General features: G+C 59.3%; 22 protein-coding genes and 1 pseudogene. 15 read left to right on the forward strand and 8 right to left on the reverse strand.

Features of this window, described 5'->3' with window-relative positions; genetic code table 11:
* Positions 1 to 67: 67 nt before the first annotated feature.
* The 5 genes from ACPDZI_RS13640 to ACPDZI_RS13660 all read left to right on the forward strand — a co-directional run bounded on the left by ACPDZI_RS13640 (position 68) and on the right by ACPDZI_RS13660 (position 4,170).
* Positions 68 to 1,006, forward strand: coding sequence for a DUF2157 domain-containing protein (locus tag ACPDZI_RS13640; RefSeq protein WP_438833307.1), 939 nt, complete (start codon positions 68 to 70; stop codon positions 1,004 to 1,006).
* Positions 999 to 2,006, forward strand: coding sequence for a DUF4401 domain-containing protein (locus ACPDZI_RS13645; RefSeq protein WP_268030478.1), 1,008 nt, complete (start codon positions 999 to 1,001; stop codon positions 2,004 to 2,006). The genes ACPDZI_RS13640 and ACPDZI_RS13645 overlap by 8 nt, the downstream gene beginning before the upstream one ends.
* Positions 2,003 to 2,500 (forward strand): GDYXXLXY domain-containing protein, encoded by a 498-nt coding sequence (locus tag ACPDZI_RS13650; protein WP_187268404.1) that lies wholly within the window; start codon positions 2,003 to 2,005, stop codon positions 2,498 to 2,500. Before ACPDZI_RS13645 ends, ACPDZI_RS13650 begins: the two co-directional genes overlap by 4 nt.
* A gap of 73 nt (positions 2,501 to 2,573) precedes the next feature.
* Positions 2,574 to 3,320: a substrate-binding periplasmic protein gene (locus tag ACPDZI_RS13655; protein ID WP_438833308.1), complete on the forward strand. Its 747-nt coding sequence runs from the start codon at positions 2,574 to 2,576 to the stop codon at positions 3,318 to 3,320.
* 103 nt (positions 3,321 to 3,423) lie between these two features.
* Complete coding sequence (locus ACPDZI_RS13660; RefSeq protein WP_268015259.1) at positions 3,424 to 4,170, forward strand: substrate-binding periplasmic protein; 747 nt, start codon at positions 3,424 to 3,426, stop codon at positions 4,168 to 4,170.
* Between the two features lie 60 nt (positions 4,171 to 4,230).
* Here the strand turns inward: ACPDZI_RS13660 and ACPDZI_RS13665 are convergent, their stop codons facing one another.
* Together ACPDZI_RS13665 and ACPDZI_RS13670 are read right to left on the reverse strand one after the other, a co-directional pair.
* Entirely contained in the window at positions 4,231 to 5,244 is a 1,014-nt protein-coding gene (locus ACPDZI_RS13665; RefSeq protein WP_438833309.1) for a diguanylate cyclase, read from the reverse strand.
* A 673-nt stretch (positions 5,245 to 5,917) separates the two neighbouring features.
* Complete coding sequence (locus ACPDZI_RS13670; protein WP_438833310.1) at positions 5,918 to 6,226, reverse strand: hypothetical protein; 309 nt, start codon at positions 6,224 to 6,226, stop codon at positions 5,918 to 5,920.
* A gap of 463 nt (positions 6,227 to 6,689) precedes the next feature.
* Here ACPDZI_RS13670 and ACPDZI_RS13675 point away from each other — a divergent pair, with 463 nt between their 5' ends.
* The 4 genes from ACPDZI_RS13675 to ACPDZI_RS13690 all read left to right on the forward strand — a co-directional run bounded on the left by ACPDZI_RS13675 (position 6,690) and on the right by ACPDZI_RS13690 (position 10,040).
* On the forward strand, positions 6,690 to 7,340 hold the full coding sequence (locus ACPDZI_RS13675) for a hypothetical protein (protein ID WP_438833311.1): 651 nt from the start codon (positions 6,690 to 6,692) through the stop codon (positions 7,338 to 7,340).
* Between the two features lie 198 nt (positions 7,341 to 7,538).
* Entirely contained in the window at positions 7,539 to 8,579 is a 1,041-nt protein-coding gene (locus ACPDZI_RS13680; protein ID WP_438833312.1) for an AAA family ATPase, read from the forward strand.
* Positions 8,580 to 8,663: 84 nt separating this feature from the next.
* Positions 8,664 to 9,467, forward strand: coding sequence for a hypothetical protein (locus tag ACPDZI_RS13685; RefSeq protein ID WP_438833313.1), 804 nt, complete (start codon positions 8,664 to 8,666; stop codon positions 9,465 to 9,467).
* A gap of 36 nt (positions 9,468 to 9,503) precedes the next feature.
* Entirely contained in the window at positions 9,504 to 10,040 is a 537-nt protein-coding gene (locus ACPDZI_RS13690; RefSeq protein ID WP_421215060.1) for a hypothetical protein, read from the forward strand.
* Between the two features lie 614 nt (positions 10,041 to 10,654).
* Here ACPDZI_RS13690 and cysS read toward each other — a convergent pair.
* On the reverse strand, positions 10,655 to 12,031 hold the full coding sequence (cysS, locus tag ACPDZI_RS13695; RefSeq protein ID WP_323932201.1) for a cysteine--tRNA ligase: 1,377 nt from the start codon (positions 12,029 to 12,031) through the stop codon (positions 10,655 to 10,657).
* Positions 12,032 to 12,221: 190 nt separating this feature from the next.
* On the opposite strand from cysS, the gene ACPDZI_RS13700 reads away from it, so the two are divergent.
* The 3 genes from ACPDZI_RS13700 to lpxH are packed head-to-tail and all read left to right on the forward strand — an operon-like array spanning position 12,222 to position 14,156.
* Complete coding sequence (locus ACPDZI_RS13700) at positions 12,222 to 12,719, forward strand: peptidylprolyl isomerase (RefSeq protein ID WP_005302674.1); 498 nt, start codon at positions 12,222 to 12,224, stop codon at positions 12,717 to 12,719.
* The gene (locus ACPDZI_RS13705) at positions 12,709 to 13,434 is read left to right on the forward strand and encodes a DUF4269 domain-containing protein (protein WP_438833314.1); all 726 of its coding nucleotides are present in this window, start codon (positions 12,709 to 12,711) and stop codon (positions 13,432 to 13,434) included. Before ACPDZI_RS13700 ends, ACPDZI_RS13705 begins: the two co-directional genes overlap by 11 nt.
* Positions 13,431 to 14,156 (forward strand): UDP-2,3-diacylglucosamine diphosphatase, encoded by a 726-nt coding sequence (gene lpxH, locus ACPDZI_RS13710; protein ID WP_263677180.1) that lies wholly within the window; start codon positions 13,431 to 13,433, stop codon positions 14,154 to 14,156. The genes ACPDZI_RS13705 and lpxH overlap by 4 nt, the downstream gene beginning before the upstream one ends.
* 97 nt (positions 14,157 to 14,253) lie before the next feature.
* Here lpxH and netD read toward each other — a convergent pair whose 3' ends face one another.
* The 4 genes and pseudogenes from netD to pdsA all read right to left on the reverse strand — a co-directional run bounded on the left by netD (position 14,254) and on the right by pdsA (position 17,307).
* Entirely contained in the window at positions 14,254 to 15,207 is a 954-nt protein-coding gene (gene netD / locus ACPDZI_RS13715) for an Nrf-like electron transfer protein NetD (RefSeq protein WP_263677182.1), read from the reverse strand.
* 48 nt (positions 15,208 to 15,255) lie between these two features.
* Positions 15,256 to 15,924 (reverse strand): Nrf-like electron transfer protein NetC, encoded by a 669-nt coding sequence (netC, locus tag ACPDZI_RS13720; RefSeq protein ID WP_263677184.1) that lies wholly within the window; start codon positions 15,922 to 15,924, stop codon positions 15,256 to 15,258.
* The gene (netB, locus tag ACPDZI_RS13725) at positions 15,921 to 16,550 is read right to left on the reverse strand and encodes an Nrf-like electron transfer protein NetB (protein WP_263677186.1); all 630 of its coding nucleotides are present in this window, start codon (positions 16,548 to 16,550) and stop codon (positions 15,921 to 15,923) included. Before netB ends, netC begins: the two co-directional genes overlap by 4 nt.
* 149 nt (positions 16,551 to 16,699) lie before the next feature.
* A pseudogene (pdsA, locus tag ACPDZI_RS13730) lies at positions 16,700 to 17,307 on the reverse strand (periplasmic diheme shuttle PdsA).
* A 247-nt stretch (positions 17,308 to 17,554) separates the two neighbouring features.
* Here pdsA and ACPDZI_RS13735 point away from each other — a divergent pair.
* From ACPDZI_RS13735 to ACPDZI_RS13745, 3 genes are read left to right on the forward strand one after another with little or no spacing between them, the layout of a single operon-like run.
* Positions 17,555 to 19,669: an OmcA/MtrC family decaheme c-type cytochrome gene (locus ACPDZI_RS13735; RefSeq protein WP_438833315.1), complete on the forward strand. Its 2,115-nt coding sequence runs from the start codon at positions 17,555 to 17,557 to the stop codon at positions 19,667 to 19,669.
* Positions 19,670 to 19,725: 56 nt separating this feature from the next.
* Positions 19,726 to 20,697: a DmsE family decaheme c-type cytochrome gene (locus ACPDZI_RS13740; RefSeq protein ID WP_016351216.1), complete on the forward strand. Its 972-nt coding sequence runs from the start codon at positions 19,726 to 19,728 to the stop codon at positions 20,695 to 20,697.
* A gap of 11 nt (positions 20,698 to 20,708) precedes the next feature.
* On the forward strand, positions 20,709 to 22,700 hold the full coding sequence (locus tag ACPDZI_RS13745) for an MtrB/PioB family decaheme-associated outer membrane protein (RefSeq protein WP_438833316.1): 1,992 nt from the start codon (positions 20,709 to 20,711) through the stop codon (positions 22,698 to 22,700).
* Positions 22,701 to 22,856: 156 nt separating this feature from the next.
* Here ACPDZI_RS13745 and ACPDZI_RS13750 read toward each other — a convergent pair whose 3' ends face one another.
* Positions 22,857 to 24,815, reverse strand: coding sequence for a methyl-accepting chemotaxis protein (locus ACPDZI_RS13750; RefSeq protein ID WP_438833317.1), 1,959 nt, complete (start codon positions 24,813 to 24,815; stop codon positions 22,857 to 22,859).
* Positions 24,816 to 25,161: the final 346 nt, after the last annotated feature.

Below are 25,161 nucleotides of genomic sequence, written 5' to 3' on the forward strand. Positions count from 1 at the left end.
CGCAGACGGGGGCTGCCAATCGGCACCATGGCCGTGGCATAATGCGGCAAACCTGATGGAGCATCCCATGCACTTCACTTCAAGACAGACGCTGCTCGACTGGGTCAGGCGTGAACGCCTCGAGCGGACCAGTCTGCCCGCCGCCCTCGCCCTGTGCGAGCTGCCCCCCGGCCCTGCCCGCTGGCAGTGGCTGTTCGATCGGCTGCTGCTCTGGCTTGGCAGCCTGTGTCTGGGCGCCGGTCTGGTGTTCTTCGTCGCCTTCAACTGGCAGGAGCTGGGCCGCCTCTCGCGCCTCGCGCTGCTGGAGCTGCCGCTGCTCGCCATGCTGCTGTTGCTGTGGCGCAAGCCCCTCGCCGATAGTCAGCGCCAGGCGCTGCTGCTCGCCATCGCCCTCAACATCGGCGCCCTGCTGGCGCTGGTGGGGCAGACCTACCAGACCGGTGCCGATCCCTGGCAGCTGTTCGCCACCTGGGCGCTGATGCTGCTGCCGCTGGCGGCACTCGGTCAGAGCCCGCTGCTGTGGACCTTGAGCTGGCTGCTCGGCCAGCTGGCGCTGGTGCTCTACTGGCGGCTCGGGCTGTTCAACTTCTTCTTCGCCTTCAACGAGGAGGCCCTCGGCTGGTGCCTGACCCTGTTCAACGCCGCACTCTGGGGCATATTGCTGCTGGTGCCCGCCCGCTACCGGCTGATGCCCTCCTGGCTAGCGGGGCTGGCCGCCGGTTTCGGCGTCACCCTGCTCACCCTGCTGGCACTGTTCGATGTCGCCTCCCCCTGGGTCTGGCCGGCCTGGCTCGGCTGGCTGGCGGCCGCCTACCTGCGCTGGCACCACAGATTCATCGCCGGGCTCGCCATGGGTTGCCTGAGCCTCATCGTGGTGCTGCTGACCGCGCTCGGCAAATGGATGGAGCCGGACGTGGACGGCTTCCTGCTGCTCTGCCTCATCGCCATCGGCCTGTCGGTGGCGGCCAGCCGCTGGCTGCAACAACAACGGAGGCCCCATGAGTGATCTGACCCCCTGGCAGCGACTGCAACAGGCACAACTGGTGGAAGGGGATGCCCCCCGGGACGACCAGCCCCACTGGTCGAGCCGCTTTCTGCTCGGCATGGTGGGCTGGATTGCCGCCCTGTTCCTGCTGTTCTTCCTGTTCATGTCGTTCTCCCAGCTCACCCGGGATGCCGACAGCGCCCTGCTGATGGGCGTCGTGCTGATGGTCATCGCCTTTTGCCTCAACCGCTTCGCCACCCGCAGCGATCTGTGGGATCAGTTCGTGCTGGCGCTGGCGCTGGCCGGCGACGCCTGGCTGCTCTACGGCCTGCTCGATCGGCTGGATCTGCACTCGGCTCCGCTCTGGTTCGGCCTCGCCCTGCTGTCGCTGGCCATCGCCGCCCTGTTCGAGCACTGGCTGATCCGGCTGTTTCACAGCTTCGCCGCCGCCATCCTGCTGGCGCTTGCCCTCGCCTGCCTCGGCCTGCAACTGCTGGCCCTGCCGCTGGTGATGACGGCAGTTGCGCTCTGCTGGCTGCAGGCCGAGCGCGATCCACTGCGCCATCAGCTCTATGAATCCCTCACCCTGGGGCTGGCGCTCTCCCTGCTGGTGCTGGGGCGCCTGCACCACCCGCTGTGGGACGGCGGCGCCAGCATGCTCGACGAGCTGGGCCACTCCCGCCTGCCGCTCTGGCTCAACCCGCTGCTCTGCGCCGCCCTGCTGCTGGGGCTCATGATCAGGCTGAAACTGCCGCTGCTGTACGGGCTGCCGCTGGTGCTGATCAGCGCCCTCATCCCCGGCATGGGGGCCGGCGCCCTGGTGCTGGTGCTCGGCTTCTATGCCGGCAGCGTCGGTCTGATGACCCTGGCCGGCCTACTGCTGGTCGGCTTCGGCTCCCTCTATTACTACGATCTGGGGCTGACCCTGATGACCAAATCCTGGCTGCTGCTGGGCTCGGGCGCCCTGCTGCTCGGCGCCCGCCAGCTGCTCAAACGGCTGAGCCTACGGAGCCCCTCATGAGACGACTCGCCCTTCTGCTGACCGGCCTCGCCATCCTGGCGGCCATCAACGTCACCGTCTGGCGTTTTGAGCGCGCCATGAGCAGCGGCGAGGTGGTGCTGCTGCGCCTCGCCCCGGTCGACCCCCGCTCCCTGATGCAGGGGGATTACATGCGCCTCAACTACGAGCTGGCTCGCCAGCTTGGCAACCGGCAGCAGGATGAGGCTCCCGCCGACACCCTGGTGATCCGCCTCGACGAGCAACAGGTCGCCAGCTGGGTGGAAGGGGGCAAGCCGGATCAGCTGGCCCGCGATGAGCGGCGGCTGCAGGTGCGCCGCAGCGACGGCCAGTGGCTCATCGGCCCCGATGCCTATTTCTTTGAAGAGGGCACCGGCGAGCAGTACGAGGCGGCGCGCTACGGCGAATTTCGCCTGCAGGAGAGCGGCAAGGCGCTCTTGGTGGGGCTGCGCGATGAGCAGCTAAAACCGGTGGGAAATACCAGAGCGCGCTGGTAACTACTGGCAATATCAGGCTTTTTTGCCCACACTAGGGCAAGATGGATTGCCCGCGCTATACCAAGGAATACCCATGAGGATAAGGTTTTGCGGTTGCCTGCTGCTGTTGTCATGCCTTGGCACGGCGCAGGCCGAGCTCGGCAAGCTGGAGTACCTGAGCGAGGAGTATCCCCCCTACAACTTCACCGACCAGACCGGTCAGCCCGGCGGACTGGCGGTGGATCTGCTGCAACTGATCTGGCAGCGCACCCAGACCCCCGCCCAGCCCATTCGCATCCTGCCCTGGGCGCGGGGTTACTACCTGCTGACCCAGAAACCCAACGTGGTGCTCTTCTCCACCGCCCGCACCGACACCCGCGACCCCCTGTTCAAGTGGGTGTGCCCCATCGGCTACTCCGAGTACGTGCTGCTGGCCCACAAGCGCCGCCCCCTCACCCTCAGCGCCGTCGAGCAGATCAACGACTACCGCATCAGCGCCGTGCGCGCCGATGCCTCCGAACAATTGCTGCTCAACCGTGGCATGGACGAGAGCCGCATCATCTCCGCCAACCGGCTGAGCCAGGCGCTGAAGATGCTGGTGTCGGGCCGCGCCGATCTGCTGGCCACCGGCAAGCTGGCGGGTTATGACGCCATCAAGGCGCTGCATCTCGATGCCAATGATTTCACAGTCGCCTTCGTGCTGAATGCCGAGGAGCTCTGCTACGCCTTCAGTCGCCAGGTGGATGACGGCGTCATCAAGCAGTTCCAGCGCGCCCTCACCCAGGCGCTCGCCTCTTCGGAATATCAGCGGCTGCAGCTCAAATACCTGTCCGTACCCTGAGCAAGGCCAAGGTTACCTTCCACCGAAAGTACGCCGTGAGTGGCGATTTGACGGGCTTTGATAACACTTGAGAATGACGCTACACCCCACCAGGATGGCCAACATGAAAAAATGGATTGGATTCGCCGCGCTCGCGTTTGTCACCCTCGCCCAGGCCAGCCCGGAGCTTGGCAAGCTGCACTACCTCACCGAAGAGTACAAACCCTACAACTTCTCCAACGAATCCGGCGCCCCCACCGGGCTCGCCGTCGAGCTGCTGCAGCAGGTCTGGCAAAAGACCAACACCCCGCAGCAGCCCATCACCATCATGCCCTGGGCGCGGGGTTACTACCTGCTGACCCAGAAACCCAACGTGGTGCTCTTCTCCACCGCCCGCACCGAGGCGCGGGATCCGCTGTTCAAGTGGGCCTGCCCCATCGGCTATGCCGAAATCGTGCTGATGGGGCTGGCCAAGAGCCCGGTCAACATCGCCAAGCTGGAAGATGCCGAAAAGTACAACATAGGGGCGGTGCGGGCCGACGTGGGGGAGCAGCTGCTGCTCAACAACGGCTTTGACGAGCAGAAGATCATGACCGCCAACCGCCTGCCCCAGGCGCTCAAGATGCTCACCTCGGGCCGGGTCGATCTTATCTCCACCAACAAGACCACCATGCTGGATCTGATCGCCTCCCAGCAGCTGGATCCCGCCCAGTTCAAGGTGTTCTGGATGCTGAGCTCGGAGCAGTTCTGCTTCGCCTTCAGCCACCCGGTGAGCGACGAGCTGGTCAAGGAGTTCCAGAACGGCCTGACCCAGGTGCTGGCCAGCAGCGAGTTCCAGCAGATCCAGGCCAAGTACTTCCCCGCCCGCTGAGGAACGGCATGAAAAAGGGGCCCGCCGGGGCCCCTTTGTTTGCCTGATCCGCCTGCGCAGTCAGCTCGGCCGGCGGCGCTGGCGCTTGACCTCGTACATGCAGGCATCTGCCAGCCTCAGCGCCTCGTCCACCGTGCTGCTGGCCGGATCGATGGCCACCACCCCCACGCTGGCGCCGGGGTAGTGCAGCAGGCCGGCGGGCACCTCGAGCTGCACCAGGCTCGCCTCGAACAACCTGCGCTGAAAGCCCTGCACCGCCGCCTCCCGCGTCTCTTCGCCGCACTGCGGCCCCATCCCCACCGCCACGAACTCGTCGCCCCCCACTCGCGCCAGCAGATCGCTGCCGCGCAGCACGGTTGACAGCGCCCCGGCGACCCGTTGCAGCAACAGGTCGCCGGTGTCGTGACCGTGGGTGTCGTTGATGGCCTTGAAGCCGTCGAGATCGATAAAGCCGAGCAGCAGCGGATACTCGACCCGCTCCGCCAGTGAAAAGAGGCGGTTGAGCTCGTGCATCAGCGCCCGCCGGTTGGGCAGCCCGGTCAGCGGGTCGCTCAGCGCCTGGCGCGACAGCTCGTGGTTGGCCTGCTGCAACTGCTGAAGCAGCTGTTCGCGCTCCACCTGTTCGGCGATAAGCCGGGCAAAGAAGGCGAGCAGGTGATCCGCGCCGGCCGTCAGCGGCTTGTGTTCGGCACTGGCGGCGCACAGGGTGCCATAGAGGGAACCCGAAGGGGTGCGTACCGGGCAACTCAGGTAGGTGCGAATGCCAAGGGCCTGCGCCGCCTGGGAATCCCCCCAGCAGCTCGCGACATCTTCGGTGTAAAAACGCCCCTCTTCGAGGGCCCGTCGGCAGAGGGTATCGTCCCAGGCCACCGAGGCTCCTTCGGGGATCTGCAGGTCGGCGGCGTTGCGGGCAAAGCGGATATGTTGGGTGTCGTGACCGAGGTCGATTTCGGTCAGATAGGTGGACTCGAGCCCGGTGACCGTCTCGAGCATCTCCAGCAGCGGGCGGGTCAGGCTCTCCAGATCCCGCGCCCCGGTCACTTGCAGCGACAACGCCTGCAATATTCTGTCCATGCACACCTCCCTGCTTGCATGTCTATTGCTGAAACGATAGCCAACCCCGAAGGGTCTTCACAAGCTCCGCGCCCCCGCCGTGGCACAATGTTTGCGGTTTTTGCAGCCTTTGTCGTCGAACGACCCTCGATTGCCCGGCAACGCGATCCGTTTGCAACCAACGCGAGGCCGGCCCGATCTGAGCCATGGTGAGCACTCCCTATTGAAGGCAGCGGCACCTGTCGTGCGGCGTTATTGGCTGCGGCGCGAATGCTGTCGAAGGTTGGGCCCATGCTGGCGCCTGGCGCTCATCGCCTTTGTCGGTGGCGCGGTCCCGCTCTGCCTCCCACTCTGTCCGGTGCTCTGCTTATTTTGCTTATCAGCCAGACGCGGCGCTCATCTTTCATCACACCCCGGCCACGGGTCAACCGCCGGTTGCCACTTTGCAGCAAAGGAGAAAAACCATTTAATTCTGATAGTTGCATCACTAATTTCATGGATTTGGATGGCCCCGCCGAGGAGGGTTCCGTAAGATGACCATCGGCCCCTGTTGGCCCCGAATATTCATGGATGGTCAAGGGCGCAAGGTGGCGGCGACAGTCAGGGGCGGCAGCGTCTTTGGCAGATAGCGCGCGGTCTGTGAGTCCACCTCCCTGTTTGGCCGAACGCCCAATAGGGCTCGGCGCTATCCGGTTTATTTGACCCGCATCAGGCGATGGCGGATGTCACCCAGCTCGACCTGGATCACCTGGGAACGGTGCATGGCATCGACCCGCTGCAGCATGTCGGCGCTGTACTGCTTGCGCCGCATCCACTGCATGGGCTCCGCGAAGCTGCCTTCATTGACGATAAAGGTATCCGTGTAGGTGTCGTTCACTATGCTGACCACCCAGATGCGCTGCTGAAACTCCGAGAGTTCGGCAAAGAGCGCGGCGCCACGGGTTGCCAGCCAGCGCCCTGCCCGAGTGATCCTGTTTTTACTGCCAACGAGCCGGTTTGCCATAACTGATAAGGGTTGGATAAAGGACGGTTGGGCATCCTAGCATTCCAGAGGATGGGGCACCAAGCAGCGGGAGGGTCGCCTCTCCCACCACGGGATGAGGCGCAGGGTGCAATAAGCCTGTAGGGTCGATTAGCGCAGCGTAATCGTCCGCGGTAACCATCCCTTCCCCCCTTGCGGGAGCAAGGTAGGGTGCCAATAAGCGAAGCGCATTGCACCGGGGAACGATCCCCTCTCCCCCTGCGGGAGAGGGTTAGAGTGAGGGGGGCTAACGTCATTCCCCGACGGAATGTCGCCCTACGCCTGAATGGTATAGCTACGCCATGCGGGACACGAGGACTTCGTCCTCGACAGGGTTTCTCCCGCAGCTTTGTTTGCCCTCTTTCATCAGAAGCCCCGGCTCATCCGTTTGCCACACGGCCAGCATCGACTTGAATATATTTAAATCTAACAACAACGAGGTTTTATGAAGTATCTATTCACTTTTATCTTTTCATTATTTTTAAATGCAGCACTTGCTGAAGAACCGAGTCAAGAAAATATCACTGCGAAGGTGATTAGCGAGGCAGTTGGTGATTTGGATAAAGATGGTATCGATGAAAAAGTCATTGTTCTGGACACCGGGTTGGACGGTGAAATAGGAACACAAAGAGCACTTCTTATATATAAAAAGAAGCAAGATAAGTGGGCCTTATGGCACTCTTCGCAAGGCCCCCTACTAGATAGTGCCCATGGCGGCATGATGGGGGATCCATTCATGAGCATTGAAATACAACGAGGGGCTATCGTCATTGAGCATTTTGGTGGTAGCCGACAAAAATGGAGTTACATTCATAGATATCGCTTTAATAATAAATCATGGTATCTAATTGGTGCCACAATAAATTATGGAGCGCCATGCGAAGGGTTCTTTGAGTTCGACTTCAATGTAACGACTGGCAAAGCCACTTATAAAACATATCAAGATGGTTGTGAGAATGAAGATATTTCACCAAATTTTAAAACTGAACAGAGAGATATCTTCATCCCCGTTACTAAGCCTATTGAAATGGATGGGTTCTATCCAGGCTCAAACAAACTGGACATAAAAGAAATTGGGAAAGAAATTTATTACTAGCCTCGCACTTAAAACTACAGCGTTAATAACCGTCCCACAATCCGCGTAAAATATAAAATACTGGCATGAAAAATTAGTGACTAGCTACATCCTGTATGATTTGGTATGGAAACAGTGGTGTAATTCACTTCATTCATTATATCCTACGATGCCAATTGTCAGCTATCAAGAACCAATCATCTACTATGAAGAAAAGTTATGATTACATCCGTAATAATTAGAAACTATAAGAACTTCAAAAATATAAACTATATCAGCCTTAGTAATGGAAATAATTTCTCTGCACTCATTGGTGAAAATGGTGTTGGTAAAAGCAGTCTACTGTCAGCGATTAACGACTTTTTAAATAAACATGATATCGATGATATAGATGTAAATTTCGAAACAAGAAATAAAGGTTATGCCGGTAGAGAGCCATACATCACCTTACTTTTTATGATAAAGAAGTCTGAGCTACCAAGAGATTCTCAGCTTAAAAAATGCTTTAGTTTAATTAGTGATATAACAAACCAAATTGAAAGTGAAGATTTCAATTCATCTCAAATTAAATTCGCAACACAATTTTGCGAACATAGAGATATTCTATTTAAACACTTAAATAAAGATGAATATTACTTAATTCCAATTGGGTTAATAAAAAGAGAACCAAAAAGACAATCCGATTTATTCTTGGGGATCTTTGACAGCATTCCCGACTACGAACAGAGAATAAAGGATGAGTCAGGTTATGAAAGCAAAGAAAGTGCTCTTAAAGATGTCTATGAAAAGATAAAGAGCTCTTATGACTATCTTTACATACCATCTGATATTGAAATTAGTGAATATTCTAGATTAGAAAGTAACACGTTACAGTTTTTATTAGGTCAACAACTTGAAAATACTATCAAGGAGATTGTTGACGATGCATTCATAAGAAAAATAAATGAAGACTTGAATGCTTACCTTAATACTTTATCAGAACAACTTAACAAGTATAAGTTTAAACGTCCTTCGAAGCGGCAGAGTCAATTCAATCGAAGCCATTTAAGCCAAAAAATTATAGAAACGTATTTTTCAGACAAGACACTTAGCTATTGTGAGGATGGTGTAAATTTAGTGCCAGTATCCCATTTAAGCTCAGGAGAAAAAAGAAAAGCATTAATTGACGTAATCAAATCATTTCTAAACATGAATATAAACACATTATTTAAAACAACGATCATTGCTATAGACGAGCCTGAGATTTCGTTACATGCATAATTTTGTTTTGAGCAGTTTGAAAAACTGGAAAATATAGCCGAGCAAGGAATACAGACCATTATAACAACTCATTGGTATGGATTTATGCCTGTTGTTTCTAAAGGTTCTGCAACATACATTTCATCCTCTAATGAAACTGCATTATTAGATCTCAAGAGATTTAGAGAAGATATTCGAGCAATTAAAGTCAAAACTAAAGGAAAAATGCCAGACACTATTGAAGTAAAAGGCATCCACGATTTAGTTCAATCTATCTTACTATCTATCACAAATGGGAATAGCTACAAGTGGATAATATGTGAGGGTTCATCGGACAAGATTTATCTTGATAAGTATCTTGAAGAGCATGAAGTAAGAGTTTTAGCCGTTGGTGGTTCCCCACAAGTAAAAAAAATATACGAATATTTAAACCTAGCAATCGATAGTGATTTAAATAGTGTAAAGGGATCAGCTCTTTTTATCGTTGATACAGATGAAAGAACCTCTAACGATAGAGTCAACACCCCAAGGTCTAAAAATATAAACATAAAGCGGCTCATCAATACAAGTCATGAAACAGAATTGATAGATATCAATTCTGACATAACAAATCCACCCACAGAAATTGAAGACTGCCTTGATGCAAATCTTTTCATAGAGACTTTAATACAACAGTCAGTAGAAAGTGACGTGATCTATCATGTAATTCCAGATCTCCTTAAAAACATAGATCAAAGCAAGCCATCAGGTTTAGCATTTGACTATAGACAAACTCAAAGAAATGCAATGAATGAATTTTTTTCAATTCCAGGTAAAAAAGTAGACTTTGCGGTAAATTATATAAAGAGTGTTACTCCATCGAATAAATTACCATGGTTAAAACATGTTTTTAAACTACTAGATTTATAAATCAAAAATACATTCCCACCTATAAAAGAGAACTATATGAACCGCACTTTAATATTAAGCGTTAGCATTATTCTATCTGCATCAATTTTTAGCATTGACAAGATAAATAGCTATATCGACTCCAAGAATATTCTCCCGTTGGTGTCTGGTAAGGTCAGACTGGGAAAGGTTTATAGAGAAAATGTAACCTCCACATATGAAGTCACATTGGATGGTTCTAAAGAACCTATAATTTCTATAAATGCAAAAACTACAGATCTATACAACAGAGTGTATGATGACTTTACACAAACACTTGAACAAGTGAATGAAGATCGTAAAAGGGAGAAAAAGGAAGAACTTTCACATGATAATGCTTCATGGAACAAAAATGCACATATAAAAATCACCACGCAAGTTACTTACCAGTCTGAATTACAACCAAATTTCGTTCTTACAATTGATGAAACAAATATAGAACATATAGCAAATGACAAATCATCTAAGAACATCATAGGTTATATTGAAGATCTGAAAAATTACACATCCAGAATGGAATCAAAATATGAGTTACAAAACTCATTCATAAATTAAATCTTCTAAAAAACCGCAGCCTTGAGCTGCGGTTTTTATTTCTATTTCCCAAACATTTTTCACTCAATATCTCCCCCCTTGCACTGCTCTCCCCCTGCGGCGTAATAAACGGTCGACCAGAAAGATAAAGCCACGGGCGGGCACGGTATTGGTTCCCCCTGCAAACCGCCGAGTCGAGTTCAACGGGTCAGGTGCGCCATCAAGGATGATGGCGCAGCCGCAGTCGGCACAGGGATGTGCCGTCTGCGGCGCTCCGTCCGACCCGTTGGACGAGTCGAGGGAACCCGCGAAGCGGGCGGTTTGCCGGGGGAGAAGACTTTTGGTCTTTCAAAAGTCACTCGCCAAGCCGCGCAGCGGCGGCGAAACCCCTTCGAGGGTAGAGCCCTCGCCTCTTTTAGGCTGAAAGCCAAACCATCGGCTTGCCCGCCAGACAGGCGAGCCAAAGAGGTTAGCCCCCCTCACCCTAACCCTCTCCCGCAAGGGGCGAGGGGCGAGGGGATCAGACTGAAGGATGCCGAGACTTCACGACAGGCCACAAAAAAACCGCAGCCCCAGGGCTGCGGTTTTTTATTAGGTCAACCTGTTGGCATCAGGCACCAACAGGGCCACCGGCCTTAAGCACGGCGCCAGCTGGTCTTGCCGGCGCTGTCTTCCAGCACGATACCCATCTCGGTGAGACGGTTGCGGGCGGCATCGGCGGCAGCCCAGTTCTTGTCGGCACGGGCCTGATTGCGCTCGGCGATCAGGCGCTCGATTTCTGCAACCTCTTCGTCCGCTTCGTCACCCTTCAAGAAAGCCTCGGGGTCTTGCTGCAGGATGCCGAGCACGGCGCCCAGCTCGCGCAGACGGGCGCCCAGCGCGGCGGCAACGGCCATGTCTTCACCCTTCTGGCGGTTGATCTCGCGCACCAGATCGAACAGAGCGGAGTAGGCTTCCGGGGTGTTGAAGTCGTCGTCCATCGCTTCCTTGAAGCGAGCCACCTGCTCGTCACCACCGGCAGCAGCGGCGACCGGCAGATCGCGCAGGGCGGTGTACATGCGCTCCAGCGCGGCGCGGGCTTGCTTGAGGTTATCTTCCGAGTAGTTGAGCTGGCTGCGGTAGTGGCCAGACATCAGGAAGTAACGGACGGTTTCGGCGTCGTAGTGGGCCAGCACATCGCGGATGGTGAAGAAGTTGCCAAGGGATTTGGACATCTTCTCTTTATCCACCATCACCATGCCGCTGTGCATCCAGGTGTTGACGTAGTCGCCACCGTGGGCGCAGCAGGACTGGGCAATCTCGTTCTCGTGGTGCGGGAACTGCAGATCGGAGCCGCCGCCGTGGATGTCGAAGTGGTTGCCAAGGTGCTTGGAATTCATGGCGGAGCACTCGATGTGCCAGCCAGGACGGCCCGGGCCCCAGGGGCTGTCCCAGGTCGGTTCGCCCGGCTTGGACATCTTCCACAGCACGAAGTCGAGCGGGTTGCGCTTGGCATCCACCACGTCAACGCGAGCGCCGGCCTGCAGCTGCTCCAGATCCTGGCCGGAGAGCTTGCCGTAGTCGGCGTAGGAGTCGACGATGAACATCACATCGCCGTTGTCGGCCACGTAGGCGTGCTCTTTATCCAGCAGGGATTGCACCAGCTCGATGATCTCGCCGATGTGCTGGGTGGCGCGCGGCTCGACGTCCGGGCGCACCATGCCGAGGGCATCGAAGTCGGCGTGCATGTCGCCGATCAGGCGCTCGGTCAGATCGTCACAGGTGACGCCGGTCTCGGCGGCGCGCTTGATGATCTTGTCGTCCACGTCGGTGACGTTGCGCACGTAGTTGAGCTGATAGCCGCTGTAGCGCAGGTAACGGGCGACGACGTCGAAGGCGACGAAGGTGCGGCCGTGGCCGATATGACAGTGATCGTAGATAGTGACGCCACACACATACATGCCCACCTTGCCCGGGTGGATAGGTTTGAATTCTTCTTTTTGACGAGTGAGTGTGTTGTATATCTTCAGCATCTTATGACCACTGCCTGTGAGTAAAATGGCCTGCCATTCTACCCGCATCCCGCGTAGAAAACGAGGCAGAAAACGTGCCGGATCAGGTGCACCATCTATGCCGCAGGGCCCTGATGGGCTAGAATTGCCACCACTTTATGCCATACACCTGCGGGCACCTGGTCGCCCGCATCAAATGAAAGGACATATCATGGTCACTCTGCACACCAATCACGGCGACATCACCCTCACCCTGAACGCTGAAAAAGCCCCGGAAACCGTGGCCAACTTCCTGCAATACTGCCGTGACGGCCACTACGACAACACCATCTTCCACCGCGTCATCGACGGCTTCATGATCCAGGGCGGCGGCTATGCCCCTGGCTTCGAAGAGAAAGACACCCGCGCCCCCATCAAGAACGAAGCGGCCAACGGCCTGTCCAACAAGGTCGGCACCATCGCCATGGCCCGTACCATGGAGCCGCACTCTGCCAGCGCCCAGTTCTTCATCAACGTGAACAACAACGACTTCCTCGACTTCAAATCCGCCACCACCCAAGGCTTCGGCTACTGCGTGTTCGGTGAAGTGACCGCCGGCATGGACGTGGTCAACAAGATCAAGGGCGTCAAGACCGGCAACTACGGCCGCATCCACCAGGACGTGCCGACCGAAGACGTCGTGATCACCAAGGTGACCCTTGCCGAGTGATCTCTGCCTTCTGCGAGATGAACTGACTGCGGCCCCGGCCGCAGTTTTTCCATCTGCGAAGGCCGGCCCCATCGACTGGCGCCGTCTCGACTACCTGGCCCACGGCAACCCGCGCCAACGCTCGGCCCATGCCCTGCTCACGGCCGGGGTGCGGGATGCGCTGACAGCGCAGTGCAGCGACCTGGCGCTGGTGAGCACGGTCGCCATCGGGCTCGACCGCCCCGGCAGCGATCTCGACATCGTCTGTCGCCATCCGGACTCGGCCGCGTTTGCCGAGTCGCTGGCCGCCCAAGGCTGGCGGGTTGCACAAAAGGGTGCTGACATCTGGCTCGCCGAGCAGACCGTCACCGGCGCCGATGGCCACCCTTGGCCCCTTGAGCTCTACCTCACCCCGGACCCCCTCGAGCGCCTCAACGGCTGGCGCCACCTCAGCCTGATGGCTGCGCTGCTTGAGCAGTTCGGCGCGGCGTTTTATCACCAAGTGCTGCGCCTGCGTCTTGATGAAGGGCTCAAAGGGGAAGCGGCCATGTGCCACTTGCTGGGCCTTGCCGGCGACCCGTATGCCGCGCTGCTCACTCTGGAGGGCGGCGAGCTTGCCCGATTGACGTGGCAGCCGAGGGCGACGGGCACCCACTTCACTTCCAGCTCTAATACCAATACCAATACCAGTTCCACTTCCAGCCACCTCAACAGGGCCCAGCGCACTTTCTCATGAGCACCCTCTTTATCAGCGACATTCACCTGTGTGCCCAGCGGCCCGACATGACCGCCGCCCTGGTGCGCTTTCTGGCGCACGACGCCCCCGGCGCCGATGCCCTCTATGTGTTGGGCGATCTGTTTGAATTCTGGATTGGCGACGATGATCCCAATCCCCTCCACGGCGAGGTAGCCGACGCCTTTGCGGCCCTGAGCCAGCAGGGGGTGCCGCTCTACTTCATTCACGGCAACCGCGACTTCTTGCTGGGTCAGGCCTTTGCCCAACGCGCCGGCATGACATTGCTGGGGGATCCCTGCGTCATCGAGCTCTATGGCGAGCGGGTGGTGCTGAGCCACGGCGATCTGCTCTGCACCCTGGATGAGGGCTACCAGAAGTTTCGCCGCATCACCCAGCTCAAATGGTTGCGCTGGCTCTTTTTGCGCCTGCCGCTCGCGCGCCGCCAGGCCATCGCCTACAAGATGCGTGGCCAGAGCCAGATGGAGAACGCCCACAAGAGCCAGACCATCATGGACGTGACCCCGGCGGCGGTGGACGAGATGCTGCGCCAGCACGACTGCCGGATGATGATCCACGGCCACACCCACAGACCCGCCATCCACGACTTCAACCTCGACGGCGCGCCAGCCCGGCGCATCGTGCTGGGTGACTGGTTCGAGCAGGGCTCGGTGCTGGTCTGCCGCCCCGGCGAGCAGCGCCTCGAGCAGCGCGCGCTGATCTGAATTGGCTGGCTGGCGGCAATAAAAAAGGCGGGAAGATCCCGCCTTTTGTTTGCCTGCGATTTGCCCGCTATCTATCTGCGCAGTGGCTACACACTAGCTACATCACCGTCATCTGCCCTGCGTAGAGGATGAAGTAGCGCAGCAGCAATATCCCCACCAGGCTCAGGCTGCAGATAAGCGCCAGCCGGGCCGGTTGATGAGCCTTGGCCGGACTGCCCACCAGCCCCAGCAGTTGGGGCAGCAGGATCCCCAGCCCGATGACCCCGAACCAGAACACCTGGGACCAGAAACCGCCGCCGATGGCCGCCCACATGGCCGCTTCCCGCTGGCCGCCACCAAAGTAGAGGCCGGTGAAGAAGCAGAGCAGCAGGAACAGCTCGATGGCGACGATGGGCCGCTCGAAGCGGTGCACGAAGCTCACCCCCTGGCTGTGGCCATCCTCCCGAAACAGGGTGACCGCCAGCAAGATGGTGGAGGCCACCCCCGAGCTGATGCCGGAGACCAGAAACAGCGCCGGCAGGATCGGGTTGTTGAGCATGGGGTAGGTCTTGAGGGCTGAGAGCAGAAAGCCGGTGTAGGCCCCGAGCAGCACGGCCAGCAGCAACAACAGCGGCGCCAGCAGCCGCTCGAAGCGTGCAAGCCAGCCGATGAGGCCGTCAACAAAAGCGAGCTTGTCCACCAGCAGGCGTCGGCGCAGGGCCTCGATCTCGGCTCTGAACACCACCGCCAGCCAGGCGAACAGCACCGCCATGTAGATCTGGAACAGCATGACCCCCATCGACATCACGGAGTCGAACTGGTAGTGGAACATCAGCTTCCAGAAAGTCCAGGGACGGGCCAGGTGGAAGATGAGGATAAGTAGCCCCAGGATCACCGAGACCGGCGCCAGAATGGCGGTCGCCTTGATGATGCCGCTCTCGCTGCCGGCTCCCTGCCGGCGCAGCAGCACCGAGAGGGTGGCCGAGCCTGCCGAGATACCGAGCAGGAACAGGTAGATGGCGATGGGTCCATCCCACACCAGCGAGTCGAAGTGAAACGCATCATGCCACATGGTGCTTCCCTCCCGTCAGCCGGTCTGCGTCATACGGATGAGATGGGATCATGACTTCACCTCCCCTTTCGGCACCCGGTACATCTTGGGCGAGGTACCGAGAAACTGCTTGTAGCGATAGGTGGTCTCCTGCACCAGCCGCTGGCTGATAGGGCTGTTGGGATCGTCCAGATTGCCGAACACCAGCGCCTTGGTCGGGCAGGCTTCGACACAGGCGGGTTGCTTGCCCGCCGCCAGATTGGTCTTGCGGCAGAAGTCGCACTTGTCGGCAACCCGGGTGACCGGGTTGATGAAGCGCACCTGATAGGGGCAGGCAGCCAGGCAATAGCGACAGCCGACGCAGAGGTCGGGGTTGATGTCGACGATGCCATCCTCCGCCCGGATGTGGGAGGCGCCGGTCGGGCAGACGTGCACGCAGGGGGCGTTGTCGCAGTGCTGGCAGGATTTGCGAAAGAAGCGGTACTCCTGCGCCGGATACTCCCCCACCGGGCCGCTGCGCAGGATCTGCAAGCGGGCCACTCCTGCCGGCACCTGGTTCACCTCGCGGCAGGCGTCCATGCAGGCGGTGCAGCCAATGCAGGCCGTCTCGTCGTGGATCATGCCGTAGCGCACGTCCTTGATGGTCATGCTGTTGGCCAGGGCGCGCGGGGCCCCCGTCAGCAGGATCAGGGCGCCGGCGCTCATGCCCACCATGAAGTCGCGGCGGGTCGTGTTCATGAGCCCTCCTTGACGGCGCCGCCCAGATCGGCCTCGTGCTGCTTGCGGTGACAGTCGACGCACAGCTTGATGCGCGACTTCTCGGGGATCCCCACCATGGGCTCCTTGGCCGGGTGCAACTGGTGACAGCTGGTGCAGCTGATCCGGGTAGCGTGCACGTCATGGGCCCACAGGGCCTTGCGCAAATCGTCCGGTTCATGGCAGCTCATGCAGACGCCGTTCTGCTGGCTCAGCGGGAAGGCGTCATTGCCAAAGCGCATCACATCGACCATGCCGCCGCGCTGTTTACGGTGATCGGCCGACGCATTGCCGTGGCAGTTGGTGCAGGTGAGCTGCTCCCCCGTGTTGGGGTTGGTGACCTGACCATGCTTGCCGTGCATTCCCTCCTCCCCGTCGTGGCACTTCTCGCACTTGGCGAAACGGGCCGCGGCCTTCTTGGCGGCAGCTTTCTTCTTTTCCGCCTTGGCCTGCCGTTCGGCCAGGGTGGGTTGCGCTGCCTGATCGGCACTGGATGTGGCACTCGGCGCAGCTGGCGTGGCATCCGCTGCCTGCGCACTGGCCAGCATCAGCTGACCCGCCCCCAGGGCGAGGGAGGCGAGCAGCAGCCACTTGATGATCTTTTTCATAGGAAACTCCGAAACGGTGGCACCCGCCGGGTGCCGTCTGCCCGCCTGGCAACAAAAAGGAGCTGGTGACAGCTCCTTTGACGGTCATGAACACGAGACCACACCCCGCCAGAAGCGGGGTGGCTGCGTCAACGGGAGGGGCAGCGACGTTACTGCTGGCTGGCGTAGTACTCGGCCAGCGCCTTGAGGTCGGCATCGCTCATGGCGATGATGGCCTTGTTCATCTTCTCGTCGTTGCTGCGCTTGCCGGCCTTGAACTCCTGCAGGGAGGTCAGCAGGTAGCCCTTGGGCTGGCCGGCGAGGATGGAGGCCTCGTCTTCGGCCACCGATCCCCCTTCAGAGTGGCACTTCTTGCAGCCGGAGTCGTCGTGCAGTTTCTGCCCCGCCTTGGCCAGCGCCGCATCGAACGGCTGCTTCATCGGCTTGTAGGGCAGCTCGGCATAGTGCGCCGCCAACTCGTCGATCTGCTCGTCGCTAAGGCCCTTAACAATGTCGGTCATGTTCCCCTTCTTGCTGGTGTCACCGGTGACATGATTAACGGTCTTGGCCGGCCGTCCAGGTAGGTGCGCATCTGCTCGGCAAGATTTGATTCTGCCAGTCCTGCAATAGTCGGAATATCGTTCTGAGTGCTGATCCCCTGATTTCCATGACATGAGTTACATGTATCCACCAATGAGTCCAGGCTGGCATGTGCGGTGCCAATAGAACCCAAAAGCAACGACAGTCCCAGTATTTCCAGCTTCACACTGCGTTTCATTTCTTATCCCTCTTCCAGAAAAGGTCTATAAACCCCAGTAAAAACAGACATTTTTATACTCAAGGTTAATTTTCGATCCGTTTTTGAGACTTAGATCAACGCCGTCTAATATATAAACCTTACAATTAAGATGGAAATGATTTATACCGTATTTAGTCCTCTTTTGACCCTTAAGTGGTATCTTTTTGGGAATTTTTTGAGCTGGCTCATATATGGAACAATAAGTCCGATAAAAAAGGATAAAACAATGAAATACTGGAAAGTATTGGTGGCTTCAGCAATGGTGTTCACCCTCTCCTCCTGTGGGGGCGGCGGTGATGGCAACGACAAGACGGATCCACCTCCTCCCCCTCCGGGAACCCCAGATTCGCTGGTGATCTCGGCCTCCACCCCACAACTTGGCGAGAGCGGTCAGCTCTCGGTGCAATTCAAAGTAACCGACAAGCAAGGCAAGGGTTATGAGCTGGGAACCACCCTTCCCTCCTTCACCCTGGCCAAGGTGATCCCCGGTCGCGACGCCAAACGGGAAGACCCTGTCATCTGGAAGAGCTTCATCTACAGCACCAAGAACAACCGGCCCACCGGCGAGAACGGCGGCAAGCTGGAAACCCTTGGCAATGGCCAGTACCGCTACACCTTCTCCTTCAATGCCACCACGGTGCGCGACCCTTATCCGAGCGATTCGCAGGACAACAACGGCTTGATCCGCTGGGATGAGGCAGCGACCCACCGCCTCGGCATCTACTTTGGCGGCAGCAACGGCATTCCTGTCACCGACTACGTGCTGGACTGGGTACCGGCCGGCACGCCGCCGCTGCTGACCCGCGACATCCTGGAGCAGCAGAGCTGCGACAGCTGCCACATGAAGCAGCCTATTCACCACAGCAACCGGGCCGATCCCAAGCTCTGCGTCACCTGCCACAACGAGAGCGTGCCCGGCAGCGGACGAGGCGATCTGACCACCCTGGTGCACAAGCTGCACGGCAACCTGGATGCCACCGCCACCAAGCTGGTGAGCCACTTCCCGCAGGATCCGCGCAACTGCGACACCTGCCACAAGGGCGTCACTCCGACCACCCCGGATGCCAACAACTGGCAGCACGCCCAGGAGAAACCCTGCGGCGCCTGCCACGCGGACTCCACCACGGCGACCGGCTACGTCAGCCACATCAACGGCAAGATCAACAGCGGCACCCTCTGCACCCAGTGCCACGCCGAGACCGCCGGCAACACCAAGTCCCCCAGCAGCGTGCACATGGGCTACCTCGCCAACGAGGCCGCCGGTCGCGACAAGCTGGTGTTCAAGTTTGACGACGTGCGCTACGCCGCGCCCAACATCGAGGTCGAGCTGACCGTGACCGCCAACGGCACGCCGGTCGAGACCATGGATGGGGTGCTCAAGTACATCAAGTACGGCGATCTGGCCAAGGCTCCCTACGTGCTGGTCAACTGGGATCAGGGCAGCGGCTTCGAGCTGGGCTACACCAACCCGCAGACCTTCGTCGCCGGCAACAAGATTGACTTCACCAAGTGCGAAAGCCAGGGCGGCGGCAGTTTCCTGTGCCGCAAAGAGGTGGGTAACGAGGTGACCGGCACCCTGGCGGCCACTATCGCTGAACTGCAGGTGTGCGTGGCCCGCAAGGCGGATCGCAACGGTGCCTTCGCCGCCGGGGATCTGCTCCCCTGCAGCAGCACCGCCAGCGCCCTCTCCTACGTGGCCATCAACCCGGTCAAGGCCTATTTCCGGGTCGAAGGCGGGGTCGACGGCAGCTATGTGCTCAAGGCAGGGGCGGATTTGGCCTCCTGCAACGGCTGTCACAAGGATCTGGCTGTCCACACCGAGGGCAACGCGGGCTCGGCCCACGCCTCCAAGGACTTCGCCCAGTGCACCAGCTGTCACAACGCCACCCGCACCTCCTTCTATGCGGGGGTACCGGGGGATCTGAAGTACCACGTGCACTCCTTCCACGCCTTCGGCTCCCATCGCAGCGGTGATGCCACCTTCCCGGGCAAGCTGAACAACTGCGAGTCCTGCCACACCAAGGGTCAGTACAATCTGCCCAATCAGCAGAATGAACGACCCTCGCTGGTGGCGACCACGGCGGACAACAAGCAGCCCAAGTTCTTCAGTCCGACCCTGGTGGTCTGCGCCAGCTGCCACCTCAAGTCGCCGCTGGGGCTGGTCAAGCCGGACAACCCGGTCGCCGGGGATGAGTGGGCCACCCACATGAAGAACAACGGCGCCATCTTTGGTGCAGAGACGATAGAGGCCGCCACCGGGGTTGAACAGTGCGCGTCCTGCCATGCCGTCGGGCAGGAGCAGGGCGTCGACAAGGTTCACAAGGTGTATGACTTCCGTTGAGACCACCAGGCCGGGGGGATGCCTCCCCCCGGCCCTTTGCCGTTGAAGGACACGATATGAAAAGAATCACCCCGCAGTGGCTCCTGGCGGGTTTGCTGGCACTCGGTTGCCTGCCGGTCTGGGCCAAGAGCGATGCCCAGCCGGCGGCCGATGCCGATCCGCGCCTGCAGGTCGAGGCCACCCTCGACCAGAAATTCGACCAGGGAAAATACTCCCCCAAGGGGGCCGATACCTGCCTCAAGTGCCACGATGCCGACTCGCGCAAGCCCGCCACCGGCATCTTCCACAATGTGCACGGCAACCTTGGCAACCAGAACGGCCCCATGGCCGACAAGCAGTGTGAAGCCTGCCACGGCCCCGCTGGCAACCACCCGCGCAATCCCCGCAAGGGGCAGAAGCGGGAACCCATGATCACCTTCGGCCCCGACTCGCCGGTTCCGGTGGAGAAGCAGAACAGCGTCTGTCTCTCCTGCCACACCGATACCCAGCGGATGGGCTGGCATGCCAGTGCTCACGCGGTGGAGGATGTCTCCTGCACCAGCTGCCACAGCCTGCACCAGGCCAAGGATCCGGTGATGGACAGCAAGCTGCAGGTGGAGACCTGTACCAGCTGCCACGCCCAGCAAAAGGCCGATCTGCACAAGCGCACCAGCCACCCCATTCTCAATGGCGAGCTGCCCTGCTCCAGCTGTCACAACCCGCACCAGTCGCAGAACGAGGCCAGCCTCAAGCAGCCCAGCCTCAACGAGAGCTGCTACGAGTGCCACGCCGAGAAACGGGGCCCCTTCCTGTGGGAACACGAACCGGTGACCGAGGATTGCTCCCTCTGCCACAGCCCGCACGGCTCCATCAACCAGGCGCTGCTCAACAAGCGGGTGCCCCAGCTGTGCCAGGAGTGCCACAGCGTGCCCCATGCCAACGTCTCCATCCCCGAGGGGGATCTCAAGGTGCGTGGCGGCAGTTGCCTGAACTGTCATAACCAGATCCACGGGACCAACCATCCCAACGGTCAATCACTGCGGCGCTGAGGAGAGAAGTCATGAAATACTCAACACTTTGGCTCTCCCTGCTGGCGGTCTGCTCGGCCCAGGCGGCCGAGGAGCCGCTGGCAGTCGGGGATTACGCCCTGCAGCAGAGCAAACCGGCCAAGACCGAACGCTGGAGCTGCAAGTCCTGCGAACGCGATGAGGGCTGGTTTGGCGAGGTGGGGCTGGGTGCAGGCTATGCCAACGACGATGGCGCCACCCGCTTTCGCAACTGGGTTCCCAGCCAGCAGGACAGCGGCATGCTCGGCATCTTCAACGCCGACCTGCAATACCGGGGAGAAGGCTCCCGCTACGGCAGCCTGGCGGTGAAAAACCTCGGCATGGAGCGCTTCAGCCTGGCGACCGAACAGGGCCACTACGACGGTATGCGTGCCCGGCTGGGCTACTCGGAATCCCCCTTCTTCTGGAACAACCACGGCCGCAGCGTCTATCAGCCGGGCGAAAGCCCGCTGACCCAGGGATCGCTGGCGGAGTTCGACAAGGAGGTGGTGCGCAAGAAGCTGACCGCCGGGCTCGCCTATACCCCGAAGAGCCCGTGGCGCCCCTATGCCGATTTTTCTCATGAGAAAAAAGAGGCCACCCTCGCCTACTACCAGTCGAGCGTGCCCGGTATCGGCAACGGGCCAGGCCTCTTGCCCAAGCCCGTCGACGGCAGCTCGACCACCCTGGTCAAGAGCGGCGTCAGCTACCTGGGAGAAGGCTGGCTGGTCGATCTCGCCTACAACGGCTCCCTCTACCGTACCGATGACACGGCGCTCTACTATGGCAGCGTCGCCGATCCTTACGCCAACGAGCGTGCCTACGAGCCGGACAACAACTTCCACCAGCTGAGCCTATCCGGCCAGTACAACTGGGACCGGCAGAGCCTGACCGGCCGCGTGCTCACCAGCCAGGCCACCTCCAACGGCAGCCTGACCGCGTTTCGCAACGCCCCCATCAGCCAGGATGACTTCCACGGCGAGGTAAGCACCCTGCAGGCCGACGCCAAGTGGGTAGGCCGCTTTGGCCGGGATCTCACCCTGCGCGCCGGCGGCGAGTATCGGGACCGCAAGGACAAGTCCGATGAATACGCGGTGGTCGGCAAGCAGCGCGGCAAGAGCGATCGCACCCGCAGCAAGGCGGACCTGGCGGCCGACTACCGGCTCAGCCGCTCGGTCAAGCTCACCACCGGCTATCAGTACAAGGCCGATCAGCGCGAGCAGGCCGACCGGCAGGACACCGACGAGCACACCCTGTTCCTCAAGGGGCGCTACCGCCCGGCCGGGGCGCTGCAACTGGGCGGCAAGCTCGCCTGGAGCACCCGCGACGGCTCGGACTGGCGCCACGACAGCGCCGGTGGCAACGGCAGCCCGACCCTGCGCCAGTTCTATCTGGCGGACAGGGACAGGGTCGAACTCAGGGGGGATCTCGGCTATCAGTTCAGCGAGGGGATGGATGCCCGCCTCGAAGGGTGGTGGGCCAGAGATGATTACAAGGAGCCGGACATAGGGCGCAGCGAGGGCAAGGATTATGGCATCGACCTGACCCTCAACCAGCAGTTCGACGACAACCTGAGCGGCCACCTGTTCAGCAACCTGCAGTGGATCACCTCCAGCCAGAACCACGCCTACACTGGTGCACCGGACTGGGATCCCTACAGCACGGCGGTGCGCGACGAGATCACCACCCTCGGGCTCGGGCTCACCCAGAAGAAGGCGTTTGACCGGGATCTCGAGCTCGGGCTCGATTACAGCTTCGCCTATGGCCGCGGCAAGACCGACGCCAGCAAGGGCTATGACTACCCGGATCTCACCAGCAAGCAGCACCGGCTGGGAGGCTACGCCCTCTATCAGCTGACCAAGCAGCATTCGCTGCGCTGGGATGTGCGCTACGAATACTTCCAGGACGTGGATTACCTCTACACCGGCGAAGAGCGCAACCTCGGCAACCTGAACCAGGACTACAACGGCTACTTCACCGCCGTCTCCTGGCTCTACAAGTTCTAAAGGTACGATTGCGCGCCGGATAAGGGCTGACACCCTGGGTTGTCAGCCCAACAATAAAGAGGGGAGCCCAGGCTCCCCTCTTTCATCATCTCGTCTTGGTTCTCTAAAGTGCACTCGGCACCCTGTCGCCATCCACCTGTCGGGCTCGACACGGCATCAGCCGGTATAGGTCGGCTCCAGCGCATAGTGCTTGAAGCAGGCCTCCAGCTGGCTGCGCGCCTGCGGTGCCACCTCGATGAACTCCAGCCCGTATACCTCGCCCTCTTCCGCCTGACGGGACCACATCACCCTGGCCTTGATCGCCAACGGCGTCTGGTTGCGATACAGATCGATGGAGGGCTTGGGGGTGTAGATCTTGAGCTCCACCTCGGCGAGCTTGTCCAGAGCCAGGGGCTGCACCGTGCGCAGCCGCAGGCCGGTGACGCTGAAATCCTCGGTGATCGACTCGTGGAACCCGCCCCCGGCCAGCACCTTCACCATCATGTGCTGGTACATGCGCGGCGCCCGGCGCAGCTCGTGCTCGGTGCGATCGGCCCCGCTCTCGGCCTCGAAGCGGAACTGCTCCATGATGTCGCGCAGCTGGCTCGACTCCTCATAGAGGGTGCGGCTGATGATCCCGGTGGTCTGCACCTTCTCGGTGTTCTCCGAGAGCGCATGCAGCAGGTCGTGCAGATGGGCATTGAGCGAGGAGAGCTTGCCCATCTGCTCGTCGCTGGTGCCGCGGATCTGATCTGCCGCGCCGACGCTGCGCTCGATCTCCGTCATCAGGCCGTTGATGGACTGGCTCGCCTCGTGTGCCTTGTCCATGGTCAGGTGAGTACGGGCGATGACGCTCTTCACCGAGCTCTCGTTCTCGCCGATGAGCCGGCTCAGGGTCGTGACGATCTCGTTGATCTCCTTGGTGGCCTGACCGGCATTGTTGGCCAGCTTGCGCACCTCGTCGGCCACCACCGCAAAGCCGCGGCCATACTCCCCGGCCCGGGCCGCCTCGATGGCGGCGTTGAGGGCCAGCAGGTTGGTCTGCTCGGTGATGGCGGTGATGGACTGGGTGATCACCTGAATGCGCTGGCTCGCCTCGCTCAGCTGGCGGGTCTTCTGCTCCGCCTGCTGCGCCTCGGTCACGGCGTGGCGCATCTCCTCGATGTTTTCACTCATCACCCGGGTGCTGCGATGGGCGCTCTGATAGGCAAGCTCCGCCTGCTGCCCCACCTGGCTTGCCAGGCCGGAAACCGCCTCGGCCGCACAGGAGAGATCGTTGCTGGCGCGGGTCACTTCCGCCGAGTGGTGCTGCTCCAGGTGAGACGCGTCGGTGATGGTTCTCGAGATATCGGAAATCTGATAGGAAGACTGGGCCAGCTGCCGGGTCCGCAGGTCTATCTGGCGCATGTGGCGGCTGAGCTGCGCCGCCATCAACCGCATGGCCCCGAGCACGCTGTGATTGTCTGCCGAACGGGTCTGGATGGTCACGGTGAGGTTGCCTGCCGCAATCTCGGCGGCCACCCGCGCAGCATAATCCGGCTCGCCGCCCAGGGTGCGCATCAGGTGACGGTACTGAATGAAATAGGCCAGCGCCACGAACAGCAGGGAGACCAGCCCGGCCACCAGCCCCATCAGCAGGGCCAGTTCCTTGGCCTCATCACGGCTGGCAACAGCACTGCTAAGCTGGCTGTCCAGCTGATGATCGATACGCTCAAGCCGCTCGTTGATGCTTATCACCATCTGATCAAAGCCACCCTGGCTGCTCATCATCAGGTTACCCGCCGCCTGGCCCTGGCGACTGTAGGTATCCACCATGGCCATCCCTTTGTCATACAGCCCCTTGATCGTCTCCTGCAACGGCAGCAGTTCGTCGCTCAAGTCCGGCAGGCTGCGCATCAGGGTATTGATGTTCTGCAAGGCGGTGTCACGGAACGTGGCCGCCTCGGCGAGGCCCGCTTCCGTGTTGCCGGTCACCGCCGCATCTGTGATGAATTGCTGAATATTCACCAGGTCATAGCGCGTCTCCTTGAAGATGAGGTGAGCCTGATTGAAGCGCTCGACCTTTTCCTGTGCGCGCAGCTGTGCCTGGCTGCTCCACAAGGAGACGATGGATGCCACGACCAGCGGCACCGCCACCAGGATCCCCCCAGGATCATCATCCGTTTGACCGAATGCCTTCCTCGGGGCGCATGCGACACCGCATGTGCCTCGGTCTGGTCGAAGGCGGTGTCCTGCAAGAGTCCTTGTGCAGTAGCCATGGCATCACCTCATCCTGGTAGCAGAGCGTCATTGGGCCATCGCAGCAAGGCATGAGCTGCAGAGAGCCGATCCGTTTTGTCGACTCAAGCAAAACCCAAGCCAGGAAAAACGACCTGGTTTTCCCCCTCTCCCGCCCCCCAAAGCGAGCAACTTGCCACAAGGTCCGCTCAAGGCGCGCAAAATGCGATGCAAACTGCACAAAAAGGCCCCAGCTACCCCCTCA

This window comes from Aeromonas oralensis, assembly GCF_049665575.1.
GTDB lineage: Bacteria > Pseudomonadota > Gammaproteobacteria > Enterobacterales > Aeromonadaceae > Aeromonas > Aeromonas hydrophila.

Excerpts from the sequence above, each read along its gene's own strand:
- ACPDZI_RS13640 (WP_438833307.1), top strand. The coding sequence starts at position 68 with ATGCACTTCACTTCAAGACAGACGCTGCTCGACTGGGTCAGGCGTGAA.
- ACPDZI_RS13645 (WP_268030478.1), top strand. The coding sequence starts at position 999 with ATGAGTGATCTGACCCCCTGGCAGCGACTGCAACAGGCACAACTGGTG.
- ACPDZI_RS13650 (WP_187268404.1), top strand. The coding sequence starts at position 2,003 with ATGAGACGACTCGCCCTTCTGCTGACCGGCCTCGCCATCCTGGCGGCC.
- ACPDZI_RS13655 (WP_438833308.1), top strand. The coding sequence starts at position 2,574 with ATGAGGATAAGGTTTTGCGGTTGCCTGCTGCTGTTGTCATGCCTTGGC.
- ACPDZI_RS13660 (WP_268015259.1), top strand. The coding sequence starts at position 3,424 with ATGAAAAAATGGATTGGATTCGCCGCGCTCGCGTTTGTCACCCTCGCC.
- ACPDZI_RS13665 (WP_438833309.1), bottom strand. The coding sequence starts at position 5,244 with ATGGACAGAATATTGCAGGCGTTGTCGCTGCAAGTGACCGGGGCGCGG.
- ACPDZI_RS13670 (WP_438833310.1), bottom strand. The coding sequence starts at position 6,226 with ATGGCAAACCGGCTCGTTGGCAGTAAAAACAGGATCACTCGGGCAGGG.
- ACPDZI_RS13675 (WP_438833311.1), top strand. The coding sequence starts at position 6,690 with ATGAAGTATCTATTCACTTTTATCTTTTCATTATTTTTAAATGCAGCA.
- ACPDZI_RS13680 (WP_438833312.1), top strand. The coding sequence starts at position 7,539 with ATGATTACATCCGTAATAATTAGAAACTATAAGAACTTCAAAAATATA.
- ACPDZI_RS13685 (WP_438833313.1), top strand. The coding sequence starts at position 8,664 with ATGCCTGTTGTTTCTAAAGGTTCTGCAACATACATTTCATCCTCTAAT.
- ACPDZI_RS13690 (WP_421215060.1), top strand. The coding sequence starts at position 9,504 with ATGAACCGCACTTTAATATTAAGCGTTAGCATTATTCTATCTGCATCA.
- cysS (WP_323932201.1), bottom strand. The coding sequence starts at position 12,031 with ATGCTGAAGATATACAACACACTCACTCGTCAAAAAGAAGAATTCAAA.
- ACPDZI_RS13700 (WP_005302674.1), top strand. The coding sequence starts at position 12,222 with ATGGTCACTCTGCACACCAATCACGGCGACATCACCCTCACCCTGAAC.
- lpxH (WP_263677180.1), top strand. The coding sequence starts at position 13,431 with ATGAGCACCCTCTTTATCAGCGACATTCACCTGTGTGCCCAGCGGCCC.
- netD (WP_263677182.1), bottom strand. The coding sequence starts at position 15,207 with ATGTGGCATGATGCGTTTCACTTCGACTCGCTGGTGTGGGATGGACCC.
- netC (WP_263677184.1), bottom strand. The coding sequence starts at position 15,924 with ATGAACACGACCCGCCGCGACTTCATGGTGGGCATGAGCGCCGGCGCC.
- netB (WP_263677186.1), bottom strand. The coding sequence starts at position 16,550 with ATGAAAAAGATCATCAAGTGGCTGCTGCTCGCCTCCCTCGCCCTGGGG.
- ACPDZI_RS13735 (WP_438833315.1), top strand. The coding sequence starts at position 17,555 with ATGAAATACTGGAAAGTATTGGTGGCTTCAGCAATGGTGTTCACCCTC.
- ACPDZI_RS13740 (WP_016351216.1), top strand. The coding sequence starts at position 19,726 with ATGAAAAGAATCACCCCGCAGTGGCTCCTGGCGGGTTTGCTGGCACTC.
- ACPDZI_RS13745 (WP_438833316.1), top strand. The coding sequence starts at position 20,709 with ATGAAATACTCAACACTTTGGCTCTCCCTGCTGGCGGTCTGCTCGGCC.